The 21,343-nt window shown below is 74.0% G+C and carries 20 protein-coding genes; 11 read left to right on the top strand and 9 right to left on the bottom strand.

What is annotated here, in order from left to right:
* The first annotated feature begins 129 nt into the window (after nucleotides 1-129).
* Complete coding sequence (locus BJ961_RS27475) at nucleotides 130-1,521, top strand: aminotransferase class V-fold PLP-dependent enzyme (RefSeq protein WP_271415473.1); 1,392 nt, start codon at nucleotides 130-132, stop codon at nucleotides 1,519-1,521.
* Here the strand turns inward: BJ961_RS27475 and BJ961_RS27470 are convergent.
* The 7 genes from BJ961_RS27470 to BJ961_RS27440 form a co-directional block, all read right to left on the bottom strand.
* On the bottom strand, nucleotides 1,437-2,684 hold the full coding sequence (locus BJ961_RS27470; protein ID WP_271417184.1) for a glycerate kinase: 1,248 nt from the start codon (nucleotides 2,682-2,684) through the stop codon (nucleotides 1,437-1,439). The two genes, BJ961_RS27475 and BJ961_RS27470, sit on opposite strands and share 85 nt — an antisense overlap.
* 20 nt (nucleotides 2,685-2,704) lie before the next feature.
* Nucleotides 2,705-4,120 (bottom strand): SLC13 family permease, encoded by a 1,416-nt coding sequence (locus BJ961_RS27465; RefSeq protein ID WP_271415472.1) that lies wholly within the window; start codon nucleotides 4,118-4,120, stop codon nucleotides 2,705-2,707.
* Between the two features lie 76 nt (nucleotides 4,121-4,196).
* The gene (locus BJ961_RS27460; protein WP_271415471.1) at nucleotides 4,197-4,862 is read right to left on the bottom strand and encodes a response regulator transcription factor; all 666 of its coding nucleotides are present in this window, start codon (nucleotides 4,860-4,862) and stop codon (nucleotides 4,197-4,199) included.
* A complete protein-coding gene (locus BJ961_RS27455) occupies nucleotides 4,859-6,352 on the bottom strand; it encodes a sensor histidine kinase (RefSeq protein ID WP_271415470.1) in 1,494 nt (497 codons plus the stop codon). Before BJ961_RS27455 ends, BJ961_RS27460 begins: the two co-directional genes overlap by 4 nt.
* On the bottom strand, nucleotides 6,303-6,587 hold the full coding sequence (locus BJ961_RS27450) for a small secreted hydrophilic protein (RefSeq protein ID WP_271415469.1): 285 nt from the start codon (nucleotides 6,585-6,587) through the stop codon (nucleotides 6,303-6,305). Before BJ961_RS27450 ends, BJ961_RS27455 begins: the two co-directional genes overlap by 50 nt.
* A 141-nt stretch (nucleotides 6,588-6,728) precedes the next feature.
* Complete coding sequence (locus tag BJ961_RS27445; RefSeq protein ID WP_055416531.1) at nucleotides 6,729-7,010, bottom strand: Lrp/AsnC family transcriptional regulator; 282 nt, start codon at nucleotides 7,008-7,010, stop codon at nucleotides 6,729-6,731.
* Nucleotides 7,007-7,777 carry a rhomboid family intramembrane serine protease gene (locus BJ961_RS27440; RefSeq protein ID WP_271415468.1) on the bottom strand — a complete coding sequence of 257 codons (771 nt, stop codon included), beginning with the start codon at nucleotides 7,775-7,777 and terminating at the stop codon, nucleotides 7,007-7,009. The genes BJ961_RS27445 and BJ961_RS27440 overlap by 4 nt, the downstream gene beginning before the upstream one ends.
* A gap of 156 nt (nucleotides 7,778-7,933) precedes the next feature.
* On the opposite strand from BJ961_RS27440, the gene BJ961_RS27435 reads away from it, so the two are divergent.
* The 5 genes from BJ961_RS27435 (at nucleotide 7,934) to BJ961_RS27415 (ending at nucleotide 13,326) form a co-directional block, all read left to right on the top strand.
* Nucleotides 7,934-8,173, top strand: coding sequence for a hypothetical protein (locus BJ961_RS27435; RefSeq protein ID WP_271415467.1), 240 nt, complete (start codon nucleotides 7,934-7,936; stop codon nucleotides 8,171-8,173).
* A gap of 62 nt (nucleotides 8,174-8,235) precedes the next feature.
* Nucleotides 8,236-9,579, top strand: coding sequence for an NYN domain-containing protein (locus BJ961_RS27430; protein ID WP_271415466.1), 1,344 nt, complete (start codon nucleotides 8,236-8,238; stop codon nucleotides 9,577-9,579).
* Between the two features lie 231 nt (nucleotides 9,580-9,810).
* Complete coding sequence (locus BJ961_RS27425; protein ID WP_271415465.1) at nucleotides 9,811-10,857, top strand: C40 family peptidase; 1,047 nt, start codon at nucleotides 9,811-9,813, stop codon at nucleotides 10,855-10,857.
* 200 nt (nucleotides 10,858-11,057) lie between these two features.
* Nucleotides 11,058-12,074, top strand: coding sequence for a C40 family peptidase (locus tag BJ961_RS27420; protein WP_271415464.1), 1,017 nt, complete (start codon nucleotides 11,058-11,060; stop codon nucleotides 12,072-12,074).
* Nucleotides 12,075-12,132: 58 nt separating this feature from the next.
* A complete protein-coding gene (locus tag BJ961_RS27415) occupies nucleotides 12,133-13,326 on the top strand; it encodes a hypothetical protein (RefSeq protein WP_271415463.1) in 1,194 nt (397 codons plus the stop codon).
* Here the strand turns inward: BJ961_RS27415 and BJ961_RS27410 are convergent.
* The gene (locus tag BJ961_RS27410) at nucleotides 13,283-14,533 is read right to left on the bottom strand and encodes a glycosyltransferase 87 family protein (RefSeq protein WP_271415462.1); all 1,251 of its coding nucleotides are present in this window, start codon (nucleotides 14,531-14,533) and stop codon (nucleotides 13,283-13,285) included. The genes BJ961_RS27415 and BJ961_RS27410 overlap by 44 nt on opposite strands.
* A 136-nt stretch (nucleotides 14,534-14,669) precedes the next feature.
* On the opposite strand from BJ961_RS27410, the gene BJ961_RS27405 reads away from it, so the two are divergent.
* Nucleotides 14,670-15,812: a glycosyltransferase family 4 protein gene (locus tag BJ961_RS27405; RefSeq protein ID WP_271415461.1), complete on the top strand. Its 1,143-nt coding sequence runs from the start codon at nucleotides 14,670-14,672 to the stop codon at nucleotides 15,810-15,812.
* 92 nt (nucleotides 15,813-15,904) lie between these two features.
* On the opposite strand, the gene BJ961_RS27400 is transcribed toward BJ961_RS27405, so the two are convergent.
* On the bottom strand, nucleotides 15,905-17,701 hold the full coding sequence (locus tag BJ961_RS27400) for an AMP-dependent synthetase/ligase (protein ID WP_271415460.1): 1,797 nt from the start codon (nucleotides 17,699-17,701) through the stop codon (nucleotides 15,905-15,907).
* Nucleotides 17,702-18,011: 310 nt separating this feature from the next.
* On the opposite strand from BJ961_RS27400, the gene BJ961_RS27395 reads away from it, so the two are divergent.
* From BJ961_RS27395 to BJ961_RS27380, 4 genes are all read left to right on the top strand, one after another.
* Nucleotides 18,012-18,809: a metallophosphoesterase family protein gene (locus BJ961_RS27395; protein ID WP_271415459.1), complete on the top strand. Its 798-nt coding sequence runs from the start codon at nucleotides 18,012-18,014 to the stop codon at nucleotides 18,807-18,809.
* 140 nt (nucleotides 18,810-18,949) lie between these two features.
* On the top strand, nucleotides 18,950-19,384 hold the full coding sequence (locus tag BJ961_RS27390) for an SRPBCC family protein (protein WP_271415458.1): 435 nt from the start codon (nucleotides 18,950-18,952) through the stop codon (nucleotides 19,382-19,384).
* 114 nt (nucleotides 19,385-19,498) lie between these two features.
* Nucleotides 19,499-20,671: an ArsA family ATPase gene (locus BJ961_RS27385; RefSeq protein WP_271415457.1), complete on the top strand. Its 1,173-nt coding sequence runs from the start codon at nucleotides 19,499-19,501 to the stop codon at nucleotides 20,669-20,671.
* Nucleotides 20,672-20,744: 73 nt separating this feature from the next.
* A complete protein-coding gene (locus BJ961_RS27380) occupies nucleotides 20,745-21,305 on the top strand; it encodes a DUF5304 domain-containing protein (protein WP_271415456.1) in 561 nt (186 codons plus the stop codon).
* Nucleotides 21,306-21,343: the final 38 nt, after the last annotated feature.

Here is a 21,343-nt window from a genome sequence, read left to right as displayed (position 1 = left end):
GGGTCGTCCGAGGGAGTCTCCCGTGAACCAGCGAATGCGATAGGGCCGCAGAGCCCCGCCTCCGCACGCAGCCTTCTTCTCTTCACTTCACAGCGCCCTGCCGCGCGCTGGTCCTCACGGGAGTCCGCCATGTCCGTACCCACCGCTGTCGCCACCCCGCTGCCCGTTCTCGGCCGCGACGTCACCGTCCCGCTCGTCACCGGCGGCGAGGTCGCCTACGCCGCGCTCGACTACGCCGCCAGCGCGCCCGCGCTCCAGCGGGTCTGGGACGACGTCGCCGCCTACGCCCCGTACTACGGCAGCGTCCACCGGGGTGCCGGGTACCTCTCGCAGCTGTCCACCGACCTGTTCGAGAACGCCCGCGGGACCGTCGCCGGCTTCCTCGGCTGCCGCGACGACGACCAGGTCGTCTTCACCCGCTCCACCACCGACTCCCTCAACCTGCTCGCAGGCGCCCTGCCCGCCGGATGCCGGGTCTTCGTCTTCGAGACCGAGCACCACGCCTCGCTGCTGCCCTGGCGGGACGCGGACGTGACCTGCCTGGACGCCCCGCGCACGCCCGCCGAGGCCGTCGAGACCCTGGAGCGCGCCCTCGCCGCCCGCGAGCCGTACGGGCCCGCCCTGGTCTGCGTCACCGGCGCCTCCAACGTCACCGGCGAGCTGTGGCCGGTGCGTGAACTGGCCGCCGCCGCCCACGCGCACGGTGCCCGGATCGTGCTGGACGCCGCCCAGCTCGCCCCGCACCACCCCGTCTCCGTGGCCGACCTGGACGTGGACTGGGTCGCCTTCTCCGGACACAAGCTGTACGCCCCGTTCGGCTCCGGCGTGCTGGCCGGGCGGGCCGACTGGCTGCGCGAGGCCGAGCCGTACCTCGCCGGCGGCGGCGCCAGCCGCAGCGTCACCCGGCGCGCGGACGGCAGCGTGGACGTGCGCTGGCACGAGAACGCCGCCCGGCACGAGGCGGGGTCGCCCAACGTCATCGGCGCCTACGCGATCGCCTCCGCCTGCAAGGCGCTCACCGAGGCCGGGTTCGACACGCTGGTCGCCCGCGAGGAGTACCTGATCGGCAAGGTCCGCGAGGGCCTCGCCGAGGTGCCCGAGGTGCGCGTCCTGTCCCTGTTCGGCGACGACGCGCCCCGCGTCGGGGTGCTCTCCTTCGTCGTCGAGGGCTGGAACAGCTCCCACTTCGCCGCCGCCCTCTCCGCCGAGTACGGCATCGGCGTGCGCGACGGTCTCTTCTGCGCCCACCCGCTGCTGCGCACCCTGCTCGGCAGCGACCCGCAGACGCAGGGCGAGTGCGGGGCCCCCGAGGCGGCACCCGGGGAGAAGTCCCTCAACGCCGTCCGCGTGAGCTTCGGCGCGGGCACCCCGGACGAGCACGTCGAGCGGTTCGTGGGCGCCGTCAGGGAGCTGGTGAGCGACGGCGCCCGCTGGAACTACCGCACCGAGGACGGGCGCTGCGTGCCCGACACGACCTCCGCCGACACCGCCGCCCTCGCCTCCGCCTCCGACGCGGCCTGAGCGGCGGCCCGGCCCGGCAGCCGCGACCCCAGCAGCACCATCCGCAGCGCCCGTTCCGTGGCGTCCGTGAGCAGCTCGGCGGCGCGCGCCAGCGCGTCGGCCAGGGCCATGGGCGCCGGCATGATCCCGTGGCAGGCGTCCACGCCCGGCACGTCGTGCGCGCCCTCGCCGAGCGTGCCGGCCAGGGCGAGGACGGGCCGGCCGTGCAGTTTGGCGCGGCGGGCCACCTCGGCCGGGACCTTGCCGCGCGGCGTCTGGCGGTCCAGGGCGCCCTCGGCGGTCAGCACCAGGTCGGCGCGGGCGAGGCGGGCGTCCAGACCGAGGTGGTCCAGGAGCACGTCGAAGCGGGGCAGCAGCCGGGCCCCGACGGCGGCGAGACCGGCGCCGAGACCGCCGGAGGCACCGGTGCCCGGGGCGTCACGCAGCTCGGTGCCGACGACACCGAGGTCGCGGGTGAGGACGCGCGCCCAGTTCTCCAGCCCGGCCGACAACTCCTCGACCTGCGCGGGTGTCGCCCCCTTCTGCGGGCCGAACACCCGGGCCACGCCCCGCTCGCCGCACAGCACGTTGTACGGGTTGCAGGCGACGAGCAGTTCGGTGTCCGCCAGCCGCCCGTCCAGGCCGGACGGGTCGACGCGGGCGAGGCGGACCAGTTCCCGGCCGCCGGGCGGGAGTTCGAAGCCGTCCGCGTCCAGCAGCCGGGCCCCGAGCGCCCGCAGCGCGCCCGCGCCCCCGTCGGAGGTGCCCGAGTCGCCGCAGCCGACCAGCACGCGCCGCACCCCGGTGTCGAGCGCGGCACGGATCAGCTCGCCGACGCCGTACGTGGTCGTGGCGCCGGGGTCGCGCAGGGCGCGGGGGACCAGGGAGAGGCCCGCCACGGCCGCCATCTCCACCACCGCCGTGTCCTGCCGGGCGCCGAGCAGCGCGAAGTGGGTGCCGACGGGCTCGCCCACCGGACCGGTGGCGGCCAGTGCCACCAGCCGCCCGCCGGTCGCGGACGCCAGCGCGACGGCCGTGCCCTCACCGCCGTCGACCAGCGGGATCCGGTCGATCTCGGCGTCGGGCAGGACCCGGCGGACGCCCGCGGCGATGGCGTCGGCGGCGGCCTGGGCGGACAGGGACTCCTTGAAACCGCTGGGAGCCACGACGACTCGGTTCAGCACACAGGACATGGGGGGCTCCTTCAGCGGGTCACGGGTACGCCGAGCAGCGGCCAGACGGCGGCGGCGAAGAACAGCACGAGCGCGGCGGTCAGCGGGGCCAGGACGGCCGACAGCCGCAGCAGGTCGCGCGGGGTGTAGGTGGGGACGCCGGGGACGTCGGAGAAGAGCGTCACCGGCTTGGCGGAGGCCGGGAGCGTGTGGCAGAACCCGGCCGCCGCCGTGGAGGCGAGCGCGGCGGCGACCGGGTTGACCCCGGCGCCCGCGGCCGCGGCGATCACCAGCGGCACCAGGACGGAGGAGCGGGCCGAGCGGGACTGCAGGACCAGGTGGGCCGCCGTGCTCACCGCGACCACCGCGGCGAGGAAGACGGCCGGGGTGACGTCGGCGGGCAGACCCGACACCAGCCACCGCGCCGCGCCCGAGTCGGCGAGCGCGACGCCCATCGCCATCGTGGCCGCCATGAACAGCAGCAGCGACCACGGGACGGTCTTCAACGCGTCCTTGAGCCGTACGGTGCCCAGCGCGGGAGAGGAGGCGACGACCGCGCCGATCAGCGCCACCACCGCGGGGGAGACGTGGTGCAGGGGCTCGCTGCACCACAGGGCCACCACCGTGGCGAGCAGCAGCGCACAGCGCTTCTCCGCCTGCGCCCACGGGCCGGTGACCGGGCGTTCGCTGTGCCGCTGTATCTCCTCGGCGGTGATGCGGACCGGGCCCGCGCGGTCCGCGCGCCGCGTGGTCGTCAGCAGGACCGCCTCCGCCGCGAGGTGCGAGGAGGCGACCGCCAGCGGCAGCCCGAGCAGCAGCCACCGCGTGAAACCGATCCGCTCCCCGGTCGCCTCCCACAGCACCGACACGGTGATCAGATGCGCACCCGCGCCGATCAGGGTCGCCACCGCCGACAGCAGGATCACGGTCGGAAACAGCAGCGCGAGCATCACGACCAGCCGCTTGCGGGCGGCGAGCGCGTGGGCGAGGGCGAGGAACACCGGCAGCGCGAGCGCCGCCCGGCCCGAGGTGGCCGGCACCGCGAACGCCGTGACCACCAGCGCGGCCGTCGTCAGGTGGACCAGCTGCCGCACCGTGCGGGCCCCGCCCACCAGGAACACCGCCGCCCGCCCCGCGAGCCCGGTCCGCGCCACCGCCGCCGCCAGTACGAACGCGCAGATCAGCAGCCACACCGTGGCGTCCCCGAGGGTGCCGAAGAGGGTGTCGCTGCTGATCACCCCGGTCGCGGTCAGCGCGAGTCCGGCGCCCAGCGCGATGTACGTGTCGTCGATCGGCGTACCGATCCAGGCGCAGGTGGCCAGCGCGAACACGGCGAGCGTCAGGCGCGCGTCGCCGCCCGGCGCCGGGAAGCCCGCGGGGAACGCCAGCAGCGCGCACAGGGACAGCGCCACGCACAGGGCCGCCGCGAGGCGGAGGTTCAACGTCACGTCGTCGAGCGTCCACGGGGGCGGTGAGCCCCCCATGAGCGTCACATGAAGGAAATCTCACCCGGTGAAGGAGGAGTCACCAGGTCGGCAGCCGGTACCCCATCCCGCGCACGGTCTCCACCCGCTGCGGCCCGAGCTTCTTGCGCAGCGCCCGCACGTACACGTCCACGATGTTGGAGCCCGGGTCGAAGTCGTAGCCCCACACGTGCGACAGGATCTGCTCGCGGGACAGCACCTGCCCCGGGTGGCGCAGGAACAGCTCCAGGAGCACGAACTCACGGGCCGTCAGGTCCACGGTGCGGCCCTCGGCGCGGGCCCGGCGGGTGCGCAGGTCGAGGCTGAGCGACCCCGACCGCAGCACGGTCACCTCCGGCGCCCGGGCCGCCGTGCGCAGCCGCAGCCGGACCCGGGCGAGCAGTTCCTCGAAGCGGAACGGTTTGGTCATCCAGTCGTCGGCGCCGCCCTCCAGCCCGGCCACGGTGTCCCGTACCGAGTCCCGCGCCGTCAGCACGATCACCGGGGTCGTCACCCGGGACTCGCGCAGCTCGCGCAGGACCGTGAAGCCGTCCCGGCCGGGCAGCCCGATGTCCAGGACGACCAGGTCGAAGCGGCCGGTGAGGGCGTACTCGTGGGCCAAGTCGCCGTCGGCCACCGCGGTGGTGGTGAAGCCGTTGGCGCGCAGGCCCTTCTCGACGAAGGAGGCGATGCGCTCCTCGTCCTCGACGATGAGGATGCGGTTCATGCGGGAGCCTCTTCCGTGCCGCGTCGGGTTCGGTCCAGGGTGAGTACGAAGGTGGCGCCGCCGCCCTCGGTGGCGCGCAGGTCGACCCGGCCGCCGTGGCCCTCCGCGATCGCCCTGACGATGGACAGGCCGAGCCCGGCGCCCGTGCCGCGCACCCCGCGCCGGGCCGTGCCGCGCCGGAACCGCTCGAAGACCACCTCGGCGTCCTGCGGCTGGACGCCGGGCCCGGAGTCGGCGACGTACAGCTCGACGCGCGGGCCGTCGGCGCGGGAGCCGATGCGGACCCGCTGGCCCGCGGTGGTGTGCTGCACGGCGTTCTGCGCGAGCTGCACCATGGCCTGCGTGATCCGCTGGGGGTCGAGGTGGACCTCCCGGTCGGCGACCCCGTCCAGCACCCACTCCCGCTCGCCGAGGGTGCGGGCCTTGACGTAGACGTCGGCGGTGAGTTCGGCCAGCTGCACCGGCTCGGGCGTGACGAAGTCGGGGCGTTCCGCCCTGGCGAGCAGCAGCAGGTCCTCGACTATGCGGCTCATCCGGTCCAGTTCGTCGGTGACGAGGCGGACGGTCTCCTCGCGCTCCGCCGGATCGTCGCCCATCAGCTCCAGGTGGCCGCGCACGATGGTGATCGGGGTGCGCAGCTCGTGGCCCGCGTCGTCGACGAAGCGGCGCTGGGTGGCGAAGGCCCGCTCCAGCCGGTCCAGCATGGCGTTGAACGTCCCGGCGAGCGCCGCCACGTCGTCGTGGCCGTGCACCGGGATGCGCCGGGTCAGGTCCTGCTCGGTGAGCTGGGCGGCGGTCGTGCGCACCAGCCGTACGGGTTTGAGGATCCGCCCCGCGACCACCCAGGCGATGCCGGTGGTCATCAGCAGGGCGACGCCGGAGATGGCGAGCAGCACGCGGAACACCTCGTCCGCGCGGGCCTGTTCGCGGCCCGGGTGGAAGGCGACCACGAAGGCGGCCGCCGGTTCCCCGCCGTAGCGGGCCACGGTGACCTTGGCCCAGCGGATCTCGCCCTCGGGCCGGCGCAGGGTGCCGGTGGAGTCCGGGGAGGCGTGGATGCGGCGTCGGGCGCCGGCGTCCTCGTGCAGGGGCCGGCCGACCGGGATCTCGCGCTGCTGGATGATCTGCGTGGGTCTGCTGCCCACCTCGCCGACCAGGCCGACGAGTTCCTCGTCCAGGTCGGCGTACTGCCGCTCCAGGAACACCCGCAGCAGCCGGCCCGGGTCCGTGAACGGGCGGCCCGTCTCCGGATCGAAGCCCTGCTCCTCGAAGTTGGCGAACTCGCCCGCCTCCTGCGCGAGCAGGCCGTTGATCCGCTGGTCGGTGTCGCGCAGCAGGATCGAGCGGGTGGTCGCCGCCACCGAGGCCAGCGCGACCGCCATCACGAGGAGCAGCCACAGCAGGATCCGGACCCGGGCCGAGACCCGGCGGCGCTCGCGCTCACCCTTCGCCGGGGCCGTCGTCGGCGTCCCCGCCCCGGTCGTCGTCATCGTCGTCATCCGAAGGGCCGTCGGTGACCGGCGGCCGCGTCACCACCTGGTCGCTGGGCGTCGGCTCGGGCGAGGAGGGGGCCGGTCGCGGAGTGGGGGAGCCGCTCTCCAGCTCCACCCTGGCCGGGACCCTGGGCTCCTGCGGGCTGTCGGTCAGGGCGAAACTGGTCGCGGCGATGCCGAGCGGGATCAGGACGACGGCCGCGAGGGCCGCCATCCGGCGGGAGAAGACCATGCCGTGGATTCTGCGCGAGGTGTCCGGCGGGCCGGATGAGTACCGGATGAAGAACTCTTCATCCGGTGCCCTGGCCCGTCGGTCGTCCGCGGCGCCGTGGTGGCTGGTCGCGCAGTCCCTCGTGCCGCACGCGCCGGCGTCTCAGTTGTCCAGGCCGATCGCGAAGGCCGCCTCCAGGTCGTGCTGGGAGTACGTGCGGAACGCGACGTGGGTGTCCGTGCCCTCGACGCCCGGGATCTTGCTGATCCGGCCGGGGATGACCTCGGCCAGGTCCTCGTGCTCGTTCACCCGCACCATGGCGATCAGGTCGTAGGTGCCGGTGACGGAGAAGACCTCGCTGACGTTCTCCAGCGCGGCGATCTGCTCCGCGATCTCGGGAATGCGGTCCACGCTGGTCTTGATGAGGACGATCGCGCTGATCACGGCTGGTTCTCTCCCTCGGGCGCCGCCACTGGAACGCCACCAACTCTAGTCGTACGCCCGAACCGCACCCAGGCGAAGGCGAAGCCCAGCGCGAAGCCCACCAGGTGGGCGAGGTACGCCACCCCGGGACCGTCGCCGGCCCGCCCCGCCGCCATCCACTGCAGGGTCACCCAGAACGGCAGCACGACCCACGCCGGGAAGCGCAGCGGCACGAAGAAGAGGAACGGCAGGAGGCTGGTCACCCGGGCCCGCGGGAAGAGGAACAGGAACGCGCCGAGGACCGCGGAGATCGCGCCCGAGGCGCCGACCAGGGACTGCTGGGAGTGCGCGTTGGCGCCCGCGTAGCCGAGCAGCGCCAGGTAGCCGCAGCCCAGGTAGAACAGGGCGAACTGGAGCCGGCCCATCCGCTCCTCGGTCATCGCGCCGAAGACGTAGAGGAAGAGCATGTTGCCCAGCAGGTGCACCCAGCTGCCGTGGACGAACAGCGCCGTGGCCGGGGTCAGGGCGGAACCGGGGGAGTCCTCGAACAGTTCTGCGGGGATCACGCCCCAGCGCCGGAAGTAGGCGCGCTGCGCGGCGAGCAGCTCCTCCCCGGTGCCGTACCCCGGATTGAGGCCCGCCGCCGGGCTGATCAGGAACAACAGGCAGCAGAGCGTGATCAGCGCGTACGTCACCGGCGCCCCCCGGCCGCGCGCGGCGCGGCCCCTGCCGGGCCTTCCGACCGTTTCCCGTGCTCTGCGGGCCGCCCTGCTCCAGTCGCTGATCATGGACACAGAGCATGACGTAACGGGCGCGAGCCCCCATAGTGCCTCGCCGCCGTGGACACGCGGGCGTCGGGTACCCGCCAGGCCGTAGGGTTACGAGCCACACGCACCGGGGGAGCCCGGCGCGTCACCGACACCGGAAGAGAGCGAACAGCCACGATGACGGTTCCCCTGCCGACCGACACGACGCGGTGGCGCTGCACCCTCTGCGGCAACCTCACCCGCTTCGACGTGACCCGGGCCTCGAAGGTCGTCGAGTACGTGCACCTCGACCTGGCCGGTGAGCCGGAGGTGGAGGAGCGCGAGGTGCTCAGTGAGACCATCGAGTCGGTGCGGTGCCGCTGGTGCAACGCCGTGGACCAGGTGGAACTCGTGGACAGGCCGGGTGCCGCCTCCTGAGCGGAGCGGCCCCGCACAAGGCGATTCCGGCCCGGGATCGCTCGGAGACATTGGGGTGACGGATGGTGGAGACGCACGGCGGGGGGCCGGACGACGGCGCCGCTGAGGTGCTCGACCGCCCGCTGCCCGACGGCGTGCGCCGCCGGGTCGTGCAGATCGTGTCCGACGGCTTCGGCTCACTCACCCTCGGCGAGCTGCCAGCGCAGCTCAGGCAGTACGCCAGGTTCGCCCCGAACCGCCGCGCCAAGTTCGCCGGCAACGCCATGGCCGCCGCCGTGGAGAGCGACCCGCTCTTCCGGCAGCGCATCGGCGAGAAGTTCCGGGACGCCCAGCCGGAACTGGCCGGCGCCCTGGACTCAGGCTCCCCGCCCCCCGCCGCCGACCCGCTCGACGTGGCCGCCGCCGCCTATGTGCTGCGCCCGCACGGCTGGGTGAAGCTGGTGACCGCCGCCGGCGAGGAGGCGCAGCGCGCGGACGCCGAGCGCGCCGACGAGGAGAGCCGCGCGGAGCTGGAGCGGCTGCACGAGGAGCTGGCCCGGGCCCGGGAGCACACCAGGACCGAGACCGAGCGGCTGCGCGCCGAGCTGGACTCGGCGAAGCGGGAGACCGAGTCCCTGCACCGCAAACTGCGCTCCGCCCTCAGCGACGTCAAGCGCGGCGAGGCGGCGCTGCGCAAGGTCCAGGCCGAGATGGACGCCGTCCGCACCGAGGGCCACACCCAGGTGTCCGCCGCCGAGAGCGAGACCCGGCGGCTCAAGACCCGCCTCGGGGAGGCGGAGGCCGCCCTGGAGGCCACCCGCAAGGCGGCCCGCGAGGGGCGCAGCGTCGAGGACATGCGCGTACGGCTGCTCCTGGACACCCTCCTCGACGCCACCCAGGGGCTGCGCCGCGAACTGGCGCTGCCCCCGGTGTCCGTGCGGCCCGCCGAGACCGTGGACGCGGTCGAACCCGGCCGGATGACGCCCAAGGACATCGCCAACCGGGCCCTGTCCGAGAACGACCCGGCGATCCTCGACCAGTTGCTGGCGCTGCCCCAGGCGCACCTGGTCGTCGACGGCTACAACGTCACCAAGACCGGCTATCCGCAGATGCCGCTGGAGAAGCAGCGGTTGCGGCTGCTCGGCCAGCTCTCCCAGCTCGCCGCGCAGACCGGCGCCGAGATGACCTGCGTCTTCGACGGCGCCGAACTGGTGGCACCCGTACTGCTCGCACCGCCGCGCGGGGTGCGGGTGCTGTTCTCCAAGCCCGGTGTCACCGCCGACGAGCTGATCCGTCAACTGGTGCGGGCCGAGCCGCCGGGCCGACCCGTCATCGTCGTCTCCACCGACCGCGAGGTGGCCGACGGCGTGGCCCGCGCCGGCGCCCGCCCGGTGGCGTCCGTAGTGCTCCTCAAGCGGCTTTCCTAGCCCCTCCTTCACTTCCGCACCAACCGCAACGTAGGTGCCGTATACCCGAATTGACGGAGTCGTTGCGCAACGTAGTGTCAGGCGGAGGTCACTGCAGGTGAGTTGTGGCAAAGAACGCAGCGTGCAACCGTGATTTTTTCGGCGGGGGATTTGAATGATCACGAGTGGGTCACTATGGTCACCCTTCGAACCCTCGAACGGGTGATCCCTCTCAAGAAGGAGCTCGTCTCCGTGGCGTCCCACCGTCGTCCCAAGCAGCCGAGCCGCCTGCGCGTCACCGTGCTGACCTCCGCTGCCGCCGCCGCCGTCGCTCTCAGCTCCCAGGCCGCCAACGCCGCGCCGAGCGAGAAGCCGAGCAAGGACGAGGTCAAGGCCAAGGTCGACAAGCTCTACGACGAGGCCGAGCAGGCCACCGAGAAGTACAACGGCGCCAAGGAGAAGCAGGAGAAGCTCGAGAAGGAGGTCTCCACCATCCAGGACAACGTCGCCCGCGGCCAGGAGGAGCTCAACGAGCTGCGCGACGGCCTCGGTTCGATGGCGAGCGCCCAGTACCGCTCCGGTGGCATCGATCCCTCCCTCCAGCTCTTCCTGTCCGCCGACCCGGACGACTACCTGGACAAGGCCTCCACCCTCGACCAGCTGAGCGGTCAGCAGGTCGAGGCGCTGAAGAAGATCCAGGTCAAGCAGCGCGACCTGGCCCAGCAGCGCCAGGAGGCGTCCGGGAAGCTCAAGGACCTCTCCGCCACCCGCGCCGAACTGGGCGAGAAGAAGAAGGAAGTCCAGGGCAAGCTCTCCTCCGCGCAGAAGCTGCTCAACACCCTCACCGCGCAGGAGAAGGCCGACCTCGCGGCCGAGGATGCCCAGCGCGCCACCCGCGGCAACGAGCGCCAGCAGCTCTCCGGCGGCACCGGCACCCCCGCCTCCGGCCGGGCCGGCGCCGCCTTCGCCGCCGCGCAGGGCAAGATAGGCACGCCCTACTCCTACGGTGCCACGGGCCCGTCCCGCTTCGACTGCTCGGGCCTGACCCAGTGGGCCTACGCCCAGGCCGGTGTCTCCATCCCGCGCACCTCCCAGGCCCAGACCGGCGCCGGCACCCGCATCTCCTCGATGAGCCAGCTCCAGGTCGGCGACCTGGTTTTCTTCTTCAACGACCTGCACCACGTCGGCCTCTACGCCGGCAACGGCCAGGTCCTGCACGCGCCGCGCACCGGCACGAACGTCCGCTACGAGTCGATGAGCACCATCGGCGGCCCGTTCATGTTCGGCGTACGCGTCTGACCGTGCCCGAAGTCGACCCCGCCGTGCCGCCCGTTCGGGCGAATCACGTCGGGGTCCTGTGACCCCTCGCCCCGCCGGTGACCTGCGTCAGCGGCGGGGCGCCGTGCTGGACGGCCCCGTCGGTCGTTGGATGGTGCCCCGCGGCGGGGTTACTGTCTGCCGCGTTTCCCCGTCCGCCAGCGGAAGGAGTGCGGCTTCCCGTGGGGTCCCATCGCCGCCTTGCACCATCCGGGTTCGACCGCGGCTCCGCCGCCGCCGTCGGACTGCTCTCCGTCGCCGCCGCACTCCTGGGCGCCGTGCCGGCCACGGCCGCCCCGCACGACGACCGGCGGGCGGAGGTGGACCGGCTGCACACCGAGGCGGAGCGGGCGACCGAGGCCTACAACAAGGCCGACGCGCGCACCGACGCCCTGCGCGAGGAGGTCACGAACGCCCAGGACTCCATCGCCCGGCAGCAGCAGCGCGTCAACACCATGCGGGACGCGCTCGGTTCGCTGGCCGGCGCCCAGTACCGCTCCGGCGGCATCGACCCCACGCTGGCGCTGCTGCTCTCCGCCGACCCGGACGACTACCTCGACCGGGCGTCCGCGCTCGACCGGATCACCGCCCGTCAGGCGGGCGAACTGAAGGAACTCCAGCAGGCGATGCGCGACCTCGCCCAGGACCGCGCCGAGGCCGCCCGCAAGCTCACCGAGCTGGAGAAGGGCCGCGAGGCCGTCGCCGCCCACAAGAAGACCGTGGAGCGCAAGCTCGCCAAGGCCCGCGAGCTGCTCGCCGCCCTGCCGGACGACGGACGGTCCGGCCACGACCGGGGGTCCCGCTCCGGCCGCGACGACCTGACCGCCCTCACCGGTGCCGCCGCTCCCGCCTCCGGCCGGGCCGCGGACGCCTTCGCCGCCGCCCGCTCCGCGCTCGGCAAGCCGTACGTCTGGGGCGCCAACGGCCCCTCCGGCTTCGACTGCTCGGGCCTGACCCAGTGGGCGTACGCTCAGGCCGGGGTCGGCCTCCCGCGCACCTCGCAGGCCCAGTCCGGCGCCGGCCGGCGGGTGTCCCTGGCCGAGGCGCGACCCGGCGACCTGGTCGCCTACCGGGACGACGCCAGCCACATCGGCATGTACGCCGGGAACGGCCGGGTGATCCACGCGCCCTACCCCGGTGCGCCGGTGCGCTACGACCCGGTCGGCATGATGCCGGTCTCCTCGGTCACCCGGGTGTGATCCACCGCGGCCCCCGGACCGGTGCCCTCCGCGGCCGGCCGCCCGTACGATCGGGCAGGTGGCCGGTCGAAGGCGGGTGTCGGGTTCCTCCGTGGTGGCGCTGTGCCTGCTGCTCGTCGCCCTCGTGGCCTGCGGCGGCCGGACCGGCGCCGACCCGGTGCGGGCCGAGGTGCAGCGGGTCCTCGACCGGCGCGCGGCGGCCGTCCTCGCCCACGACGCGACCGCCTACGCGCGCACGGGCACCGCGACCGGCTTCGGCAACCTGGGCGCGATCCCGCTGGCCGAGTGGTCCTACCGCGTGAACCAGGTGGACCGCGCCGGTGACACCGCCACCGCCCGGGTCGAGCTGCGCTACCGCGTCGAGGGCTACGACCGGGGCGCCGTCGCCACCGGCCGCACGGTGCGGCTGAGCCGGGACGGCACCGCAGGGCGCTGGTCCGTCGACTCCGACCGGCCCGCGAAGGAGTCCGGCCAGCAGCCCTGGGACCAGGGAGCGGTCGAGGTCGTCCGGGGCGAGCACAGCCTGGTGCTCGGCGTCGGGCAGTCCACCGCCGCCCTGCGGAGCTTCGCCGGCCTCGCCGACCGGGCGGTGCCCGCGGTCTCCGACGCCTGGGACGGCGACTGGGCCCGCCGGGTCGTCGTGGTCGTCCCGCGGTCGCTGGAGGGCATGGCGGGGCTGCTCGGCTCGCCCGCCTCGTCCTACCGGGGCATCGCCGCCGTCACCACGGGGGAGACCGGCGGCCGGGAGCACGCCCCCGCGGACCGGGTCGTCGTCAACCCCGACGCCTACGGGCTCCTCGGCGACCTCGGCAAGCAGGTCGTGCTCACCCACGAGACCACCCACGTCGCCACCCGGTCCGACACCACCTCCGCCACCCCGCTGTGGCTCTCCGAGGGCTATGCCGACTGGGTCGGCTACCGCGGCACCGGACGCGCCCCCACCCAGTCCGCGCCCGAGCTGACCCGGGGGGTCTCCGAGGGGCGGACCCCCGGCCGGCTGCCGGCCGACGAGGACTTCGGCTTCACCGCCGACGCGGACGAGCTGGCCCGGGCCTACGAGAGCGGCTGGCTGGCCTGCCGCATGATCGCCGCGCAGTGGGGAGAGGACCGGCTGAACGCCCTCTACCGCGCCGTGGGCGCCCACGACGAGCGGGCGGGCGCCGTCGAGGACGCGATGGGCGAGGTGCTGGGGACGACGCCGCAGGAGTTCACGCGGCGGTGGCGGGAGTATCTGCGGACGGAGCTGGGCTGAGCTGCCCCGGCTTCCCGGACGGCTCCGGGGCGCGGCGGCGCACCGTGTCGCGCCACAGGGCACGGGCGCCGACGACGGCGGCGGCCACCAGCAGTCCGTTGCGCACGAACAGCAGCGCGATGCCGAGGGGCGTGCTCGCCACGACGTCGCCGAACAGGACCGGGAACTCCAGCACCGTCAGCGGACTCGCCGCCAGCACCAGGACGACCGGTACCCGCATCCGGCTCGCCCGGAAGCACCGGCAGACCGCCGCGAGACCGATCAGCCACACCAGGTACTGCGGGCTGAGCACCCGGCTCGTCACGGTGAACACCAGCACCGCCACGAAGGCCGCGTCCGCCGCCGTGTGCGCCGCGAACCGCGAGGCCCTCAGCCGCCACAGCAGCAGCCAGCCGAACGCCACCGCGCTCAGCGCCAGCGCGACCGTGCTGACCGCGCCCACGTACGGGCCCAGGAACTCCACCGAGCCGTAGTTCAGCAGCATCCGGCCCTCCCAGCCCAAGTGCCGGGCCACGTGGAAGACCAGCGAGCCCAGCGACTCCACCTCGGTCCCCCGCTCCCGCTGGAACGTCAGGAACGCGAACGCCCCGGGCATCGCCACGGCGAACAGCGCGGCCAGCCCCGCCCCGCCCACCGCGGCGGCCACCCACGGCCGGCGCCCGCGCATCCCCGCGAGCACCAGCACCGGCCACACCTTCAGCAGCGCCCCCGCCGCCGCCAGCGCCCCCGCCACCCGGGGGTGCCGGCCCGCGGCGAGCAGCGCGGCCACCGCGACGGCGGTGACCATCAGGTCGTAGCGGGCGTACACGGTGGGCCCGAGCAGCGGGACGCCCCCCACCCACACCCACGCACCGCGCGGCGAGCGCCCGGCCCCCCGGCCCGCCCGCCACAGCAGCCCGAGGACGGCGGCGTCCGTGACGCAGACCAGGACGAAGAAGGCCGTCGCGTACTCCAGGAAGGGCAGCAGGCCGGGGGAGAGGACCGCGAGGGCCGCCGCGGGCGGGTACTGCCAGGTGACGTCGTCCAGCGGAAACGTTCCGGTGCGCAGTACGTCGGCCCAGTCCCGGTAGATCACCGACACGTCGCTCGTGACGTCCGGACCGGGGAAGACCAGCACCTTCAGCACGAACAGCAGCAGCACCAGCCGCGTGGCGCCCCAGGCCGTCAGCAGCCAGGCCGGTGACCGCCCCGCGTCCCTCGTCTCCACGCGCTCCCTGCCCGTCCGTGTCCGCCCGTCCCCGTCTGTCCGCCGATGCGGCCATGATGACCCGGACACCTGGGGGCGTGCCACAGGAGACGGCCGGGCCGGGGTGACCGGCGGCCGGTTCGGTAGGGTCGGCGGCGTGCGCAAGACCTTGATCGTGACGAACGACTTCCCGCCGCGCCCGGGCGGCATCCAGGCCTTCCTGCACAACATGGCGCTGCGCCTGGACCCCGAGCGCCTCGTCGTCTACGCCTCCACCTGGAAGCGGGGCCGCGAGGGCGCCGACGCCACCGCCGCCTTCGACGCGGAGCAGCCCTTCACCGTCGTACGGGACCGCACCACGATGCTCCTGCCGACGCCGGGGGCGACCCGGCGGGCGGTGGGACTGCTGCGCGAGCACGGGTGCACGTCGGTGTGGTTCGGTGCGGCGGCGCCCCTCGGCCTGATGGCCCCGGCGCTGCGCAGGGCGGGCGCCGAACGGCTCGTCGCCACCACCCACGGCCACGAGGCGGGCTGGGCCCAGCTGCCCGCCGCCCGGCAGTTGCTGCGCCGGATCGGGGAGTCGACGGACACGATCACCTACCTCGGCGAGTACACCCGCTCCCGCATCGCGGGCGCGCTGACCCCCGAGGCCGCCGCCCGCATGGTGCAGCTGCCGCCCGGCGTCGACGAGAAGACCTTCCACCCGGGCAGCGGCGGCGACGAGGTACGCGCCCGCCTGGGCCTCACCGACCGGCCCGTCGTCGTCTGCGTCTCACGCCTGGTCCCGCGCAAGGGCCAGGACACCCTGATCCGCGCGTTGCCCCGCATCCTGGCCGCCGAGCCCGACGCGGTCCTGCTGATCGTCGGCGGCGGCCCCTACGAGAAGGACCTGCGCCGCCTCGCCGCCGAGACGGGAGTGGCCGCCGCCGTGCACTTCACCGGCGCCGTGCCCTGGGCCGAGCTGCCCGCCCACTACGGCGCCGGCGACGTCTTCGCCATGCCCTGCCGCACCCGCCGGGGCGGCCTCGACGTGGAGGGCCTGGGCATCGTCTACCTGGAAGCCTCCGCCACCGGCCTGCCCGTCGTCGCCGGGGACTCGGGCGGCGCCCCCGACGCGGTGCTCGACGGCGAGACGGGCTGGGTGGTCCGGGGCGACGACCCGAACGAGTCCGCCGACCGCGTCACCACCCTCCTCGCCGACCCGGAACTCCGCCGCAGGATGGGGGAACGGGGCAGGTCCTGGGTGGAGGAGAAATGGCGCTGGGACCTGCTGGCGGAGCAGCTGAAAACGCTGCTGTAGGACAACGCCCCAAGGGGCGCGGGGAACTGCGCGAGCAACCACGACGAACCCGCACCCGCCCATGGCGACGAGGGGGCACACCCTTGGGCGCCCTACTTGGAGTAGATCGCCTCGATCTCGTCCGCGTAGTCCTTCGCCACCACATTCCGCTTCAGCTTCAGCGAAGGCGTCAGATGCCCCGAGTCCTCGGTGAACTGCGCCCCCAGCACCCGGAACTTCCGCACCGACTCCGCCTTCGACACCGCCGCGTTCCCGTCGTCGATCGCGTCCTGGATCGTCGCCAGCAGATCCGGGTCCTGGCGCAGCGACACCGCGGTCGAGCCGGCCGGCTTCCCGTGCTCCGCGCACCAGCGGCCCAGGAACTCCTCGTCGAGGGTGACCAGCGCGCCCACGAACGGCCGCCCGTCGCCGACCACCATGCACTCCGCGACCAGCGCGTGCGCGCGGATGCGGTCCTCCATGACGGCCGGGGCGACGTTCTTGCCGCCGGCGGTGACGATGATCTCCTTCTTGCGGCCGGTGATCCGCAGGTAGCCGTCCTCGTCCAGGGTGCCGATGTCGCCGGTGTGGAACCAGCCGTCGGCCAGCGCCTCCGCGGTCGCGCCCGGGTTGTTCCAGTACTCCTTGAACAGGTGCTCGCCGTGCAGCAGCACCTCCCCGTCGTCCGCGATGCGCACCACCGAGCCGGGCAGCGGCTGACCGACCGTGCCGATCTTCTGCCGGTCCCAGGGGTTGAAGGCGGTGGCCGCGCAGGACTCGGTCAGGCCGTAGCCCTCCAGGACCGTGAAGCCGATGCCGCGGAAGAAGTGGCCGAGCCGCCCGCCGAGCGGGGCACCGCCGGAGATGGCGTACTCGCCGCGCCCGCCGAGGACCGTGCGGAGCTTGCCGTAGACGAGCTTGTCGAAGACCTTGTGCCTGATCTTCAGGCCGAGGGACGGGCCCGACGGGGCGTCCAGGGCCTTGCTGTACGCGATCGCCGTGTCGGCGGCCCGGTCGAAGATCCTGCCCTTGCCGTCGGCCTGCGCCTTGGCGCGCGCCGAGTTGTACACCTTCTCGAAGACGCGCGGCACACCGAGGATCAGCGTGGGCCGGAAGGCGGCCAGCTCGTCGGTGAGGTTCTTGATGTCGGGGACGTTGCCCAGCTTGATCGGCGCGATCATCGGCGCGACCTGGACCAGACGGCCGAAGACGTGGGCGAGCGGGAGGAAGAGGAGGACGGAGCACTCGCCCGTGCGGAACAGGGGCCGCAAACGCTCGACGACGTTGCCGCACTCCGCGAAGAAGCTGCGGTGGGTGAGCACGCAGCCCTTGGGGCGGCCGGTGGTGCCGGAGGTGTAGACGATGGTCGCGGGGTCGTCGGCCTTGGCGATCGAGCCGCGCTCCTCGACGGTCCGGTCCGTGACGTCCTGGCCCAGACGCCCCAGCTCCTCCACGGCCCCGGCGTCGATCTGCCACACCTGCTTGAGGGCGGGCAGCCGGTCGCGCACCGACTCGACGGCGGTCCCGTGCTCGGCCGACTCCACGACGCACGCCGTGGCCCCCGAGTCGCTGAGGATCCACTGCACCTGCTCCGGCGAACTGGTCTCGTACACCGGCACGGTGATCGCGCCCGCGCTCCAGATCGCGAAGTCCAGCAGCGTCCACTCGTAGCGGGTGCGGGACATCAGGCCGACCCGGTCGCCCGGCTGGACACCGGAGGCGATGAGGCCCTTGGCGGCGGAGTGCACCTCGGCGAGGAAGGCGCGCGCGGTCACGTCCTGCCAGGCACCCCCCACCTTGCGGGCGATGACGGCGACGTCGGGATGCTGCGCGGCGTTTCTCCGGACGATGTCGGTCAGGTTTCCGTCCGTGGGGACCTCGTACAAGGCCGGAAGGCTGAACTCGCGCAAGACTGCTGCTCCTCATAGGGCGCCGGCGCCACGACACTGTGTGATGCGACGGTGCGGTCCAAGGCTCGGGCAAGTGCTCGGGACACCTCATGCACCATTCACATGTTGAAATCCAGAGCACGACTGGACGGCCCGGACGTTACCCGCCGGTATGCCTTCTCCGACAGGGGGTCCCCGCGAGATGTTCGCTGCGTCACACGGACGGGGTTTGCTGTGCGCACAGTAGTCGACGGACCAGCCGACCAGCCAGTAACCGCAGGTCCGACCGCCACTGTTCACATCGGGCGCGCGCTGCTTACGCTTGATCGCCATGGCACCCACACCGCCCCGCAACACGAGCACGCGCGTCCACGTGGTCAGCGACGTCCATGGCAACGCCCGCGACCTGGCCAGGGCCGGCGAGGGCGCCGACGCCCTGATCTGCCTCGGGGACCTCGTCCTCTTCCTCGACTACGCCGACCACTCGCGCGGCATCTTCCCCGACCTGTTCGGCGCCGCCAACGCCGACCGCATCGTCGCGCTGCGCACCGCCCGCCGCTTCGACGAGGCCCGGGACTTCGGCAGGCGGCTGTGGGCGGAGGCCGGCGGGGAACCGCGCGAGCTGATCGAAGGGGCGGTGCGCAAGCAGTACGCCGAACTGTTCGCCGCGTTCCCCACCCCGACCTACGCCACCTACGGCAACGTCGACGTGCCGCCCCTGTGGCCCGAGTACGCCCGCCCCGGCACCACCGTGCTCGACGGCGAGCGGGTGGAGATCGGGGGCCGGGTCTTCGGCTTCGTCGGCGGCGGACTGCGCACCCCGATGAACACGCCGTACGAGATCAGCGACGAGGAGTACGCCGCGAAGATCGAGGCCGTCGGCGAGGTGGACGTGCTGTGCACCCACATCCCGCCGGACGTGCCGGAACTGGTCTACGACACCGTGGCCCGCCGCTTCGAGCGGGGCAGCCGCGCGCTGCTCGCGGCCGTCCGCCGCACCCGGCCCCGCTACGCGCTGTTCGGGCACGTCCACCAGCCGCTGGCACGGCGGATGCGCGTCGGGGCGACCGAGTGCGTGAACGTCGGCCACTTCGCCTCCACCGGACGGCCGTGGGTCCTGGAGTGGTGAAGGTGTGCCGCCGGACCTGCGCAGGTGGGTGGTGACGTTCGCCGGGCCCGTGCGCGATAGCCTTCACGCGGCACACACGTGCGCGTGATGGGCGTACGACGACCCTCAGTAGCGGCCCGCATTCCGGAGGAGCCACGGCGATGGCGGAACACACCAGCTCGAGCATCACCATCGAGGCGGCACCCGCCGACGTCATGGCGGTGATCGCCGACTTCGCCCGCTACCCGGACTGGACCGGCGAGGTGAAGGAGGCGGAGGTCCTCGCGACCGACGCACGGGGGCGTGCCGAGCGGGTCCGCCTCGTCATGGACGCCGGCGCGATCAAGGACGACCAGACGCTGGGCTACACCTGGACCGGCGAGCACGAGGTCTCCTGGACGCTGGTGAAGTCCCAGATGCTGCGCTCCCTGGACGGCTCCTACCTCCTGCGCCCCGCGGGCACGGGCACGGAGGTCACCTACCGGCTCACCGTCGACGTCAAGATTCCGATGCTCGGCATGATCAAGCGCAAGGCGGAGAAGGTCATCATCGACCGGGCCCTGGCGGGCCTGAAGAAGCGGGTGGAGTCGAAGTAGCGCAGCGGCACCCCGCACCGCCGGGCTGCGCATCCCCCCGCACCCGCACCCGCACCCCTGGCACCCCCCGCACCCGCGCCCGGGGGCGCCCGGGCACCGGTACCGTTCACCCCCATGCGCACCCTCCTGATCACGGGCCCCGGCGGCACCGGCCGTAGCACCGTCGCCGCCGCCACCGCGCTCACCGCGGCCCGGCAGGGCACCCGCACCCTGCTCCTGGGCACCGACCGCGACGACACCCTCGGCGCCGCGCTCGGCGTGCGCACCGGCCCGGCGCCCAGCCTCGTCGAACCCGGCCTCACCGTCCGGCGGCCCGACGCCGCCCAGGACTTCCGGGACACCCTCGCCGCCCTCCAGGACCGCGCCGCCTCCGCGCTCGACCTCCTCGGCGCCGCCCGCCTCGACAGCGAGGAGCTCACGCCGCTGCCCGGCGCCGACGAACTCGCCCTGCTGCGCTCCCTGCGCGAGGCGGCCCTGGCCGAGACGCACGACCTCCTCGTCGTCGACCTCCCGCCCGCGCCACGCGCCCTCGCCCTGCTCGCCGCGCCCGAGGAACTGCGCCGCTGCCTGCGCCGGCTGCTCCCGCCCGAGCGGCAGGCCGCCCGCGCCCTGCGCCCCGTCCTCGGCCGGCTCGCGGGCGTCCCCATGCCCGCCGAGGCGCTGTACGAGGCCGCGACCCGCTGGGACCTGGAACTCGCCGCCGCCGAGGCCGTCCTGGCCGACCGGCACACCGTCGTACGGCTGGTCGCCGAACCCGGACCGGCCGGAACCGACGCCGTCCGCGCCGCCACCCTCGGCCTCGCCCTGCGCGGTCTGCGCACCGACCTGCTGGTCGCCAACCGCGTCCTGCCCGAGGACGTCCCGGCGGACAGCTGGCTCGGCGGCCCGCTCGCCCAGCAGCGCAAGGCACTGGAGGAGTGGCGGGGGACGTACGACGTCCGCACCGTCGCCCACCTCGGCCGGGACCCCCGCGGCACGGACGACCTCGCGGCCCTCGACGTGCCCGGCGTCACCCCGGACCTTCCCCCGGTCGAGTGGCCCGTCACCGACCGGCTGGCCGAGGACGGCGTGCTGGTCTGGCACATCCCCTTGCCCGGCGCCGTGCGCGAGGAACTCGACCTCGTCCGCCGCGGTGACGAACTCGCCGTCGCCGCCGGGCCGTTCCGCCGCGTCGTCCCGCTGCCGTCCGCACTGCGCCGCTGCACCGTCGACGGGGCCGCGCTGCGGGAGGGCGCGCTCGCCGTCCGGTTCGCGCCGGACCCGGACCTGTGGCCGCGGGAGCGCTGACCCGACGGAACCCGGCGGGGCACGGGCCCGTTCGGGTAACGTCGTAAGGACGAACCGTAGTCAGGAGTCCGTCATGAGCGAAGAGCTCCCCCCGTCCGAGGCCCCCCGCCCCGGCGAGGCCGACGAGACGCGAGCCGCCGACAAGGCGCGAGCCGACGAACCGCGAGCCACCGACACCGACGCGTGGGCGACGGCCTGCGCCGAGGACCTGGAGGCGGAGAAGGCCCGCCGTCGCGCCGAGTACGGGCCGCCGCCGGGCTCGGCCGCCGAGGAGCTGCGCCGGCTCGTCGACACCGTCGCGGACAAGTTGTCCGCCCTCCAGTCGCCGCTGTTCGGCCAGGTCGCCGGACCGGCCGCCCAGCAGGTGGTCCGCCAGGTCGTCCAGCAGGCCAGGGCCGCCGTGGAACCGGTCGTCGAGCGCAACCCGGACGTGTTCGACCACCTCGCCGCCGCCGGCGGCGAACTCCTCGCCGCCTACCGCTCCGCCGTCCAGAACCAGGAACGCCGCTGGACCACCGGCGACACCACCCCCAAGGACCCGCGCGACCCCCGTGACCAGGACGAACGCGGCGCCGACGACCGCGACGAGGGCGACGGGGGCACCGGCCCCGGACAGCGCATCGACCTGGACTGAGCCCCGCCTCGGGTACGGTTGCCCTTAGCGGGGCTCGA

Source organism: Streptomyces lienomycini, from assembly GCF_027947595.1.
GTDB classification, from domain to species: domain Bacteria; phylum Actinomycetota; class Actinomycetes; order Streptomycetales; family Streptomycetaceae; genus Streptomyces; species Streptomyces lienomycini.
This window is presented reverse-complemented; position numbering and strand designations above follow the sequence as displayed.

Coding starts and splice junctions, on each gene's coding strand:
- BJ961_RS27475 (WP_271415473.1), top strand. CDS start 130: ATGTCCGTACCCACCGCTGTCGCCACCCCGCTGCCCGTTCTCGGCCGC.
- BJ961_RS27460 (WP_271415471.1), bottom strand. CDS start 4,862: ATGAACCGCATCCTCATCGTCGAGGACGAGGAGCGCATCGCCTCCTTC.
- BJ961_RS27455 (WP_271415470.1), bottom strand. CDS start 6,352: ATGACGACGACCGGGGCGGGGACGCCGACGACGGCCCCGGCGAAGGGT.
- BJ961_RS27450 (WP_271415469.1), bottom strand. CDS start 6,587: ATGGTCTTCTCCCGCCGGATGGCGGCCCTCGCGGCCGTCGTCCTGATC.
- BJ961_RS27440 (WP_271415468.1), bottom strand. CDS start 7,777: ATGATCAGCGACTGGAGCAGGGCGGCCCGCAGAGCACGGGAAACGGTC.
- BJ961_RS27435 (WP_271415467.1), top strand. CDS start 7,934: ATGACGGTTCCCCTGCCGACCGACACGACGCGGTGGCGCTGCACCCTC.
- BJ961_RS27430 (WP_271415466.1), top strand. CDS start 8,236: ATGGTGGAGACGCACGGCGGGGGGCCGGACGACGGCGCCGCTGAGGTG.
- BJ961_RS27395 (WP_271415459.1), top strand. CDS start 18,012: ATGGCACCCACACCGCCCCGCAACACGAGCACGCGCGTCCACGTGGTC.
- BJ961_RS27390 (WP_271415458.1), top strand. CDS start 18,950: ATGGCGGAACACACCAGCTCGAGCATCACCATCGAGGCGGCACCCGCC.
- BJ961_RS27385 (WP_271415457.1), top strand. CDS start 19,499: ATGCGCACCCTCCTGATCACGGGCCCCGGCGGCACCGGCCGTAGCACC.
- BJ961_RS27380 (WP_271415456.1), top strand. CDS start 20,745: ATGAGCGAAGAGCTCCCCCCGTCCGAGGCCCCCCGCCCCGGCGAGGCC.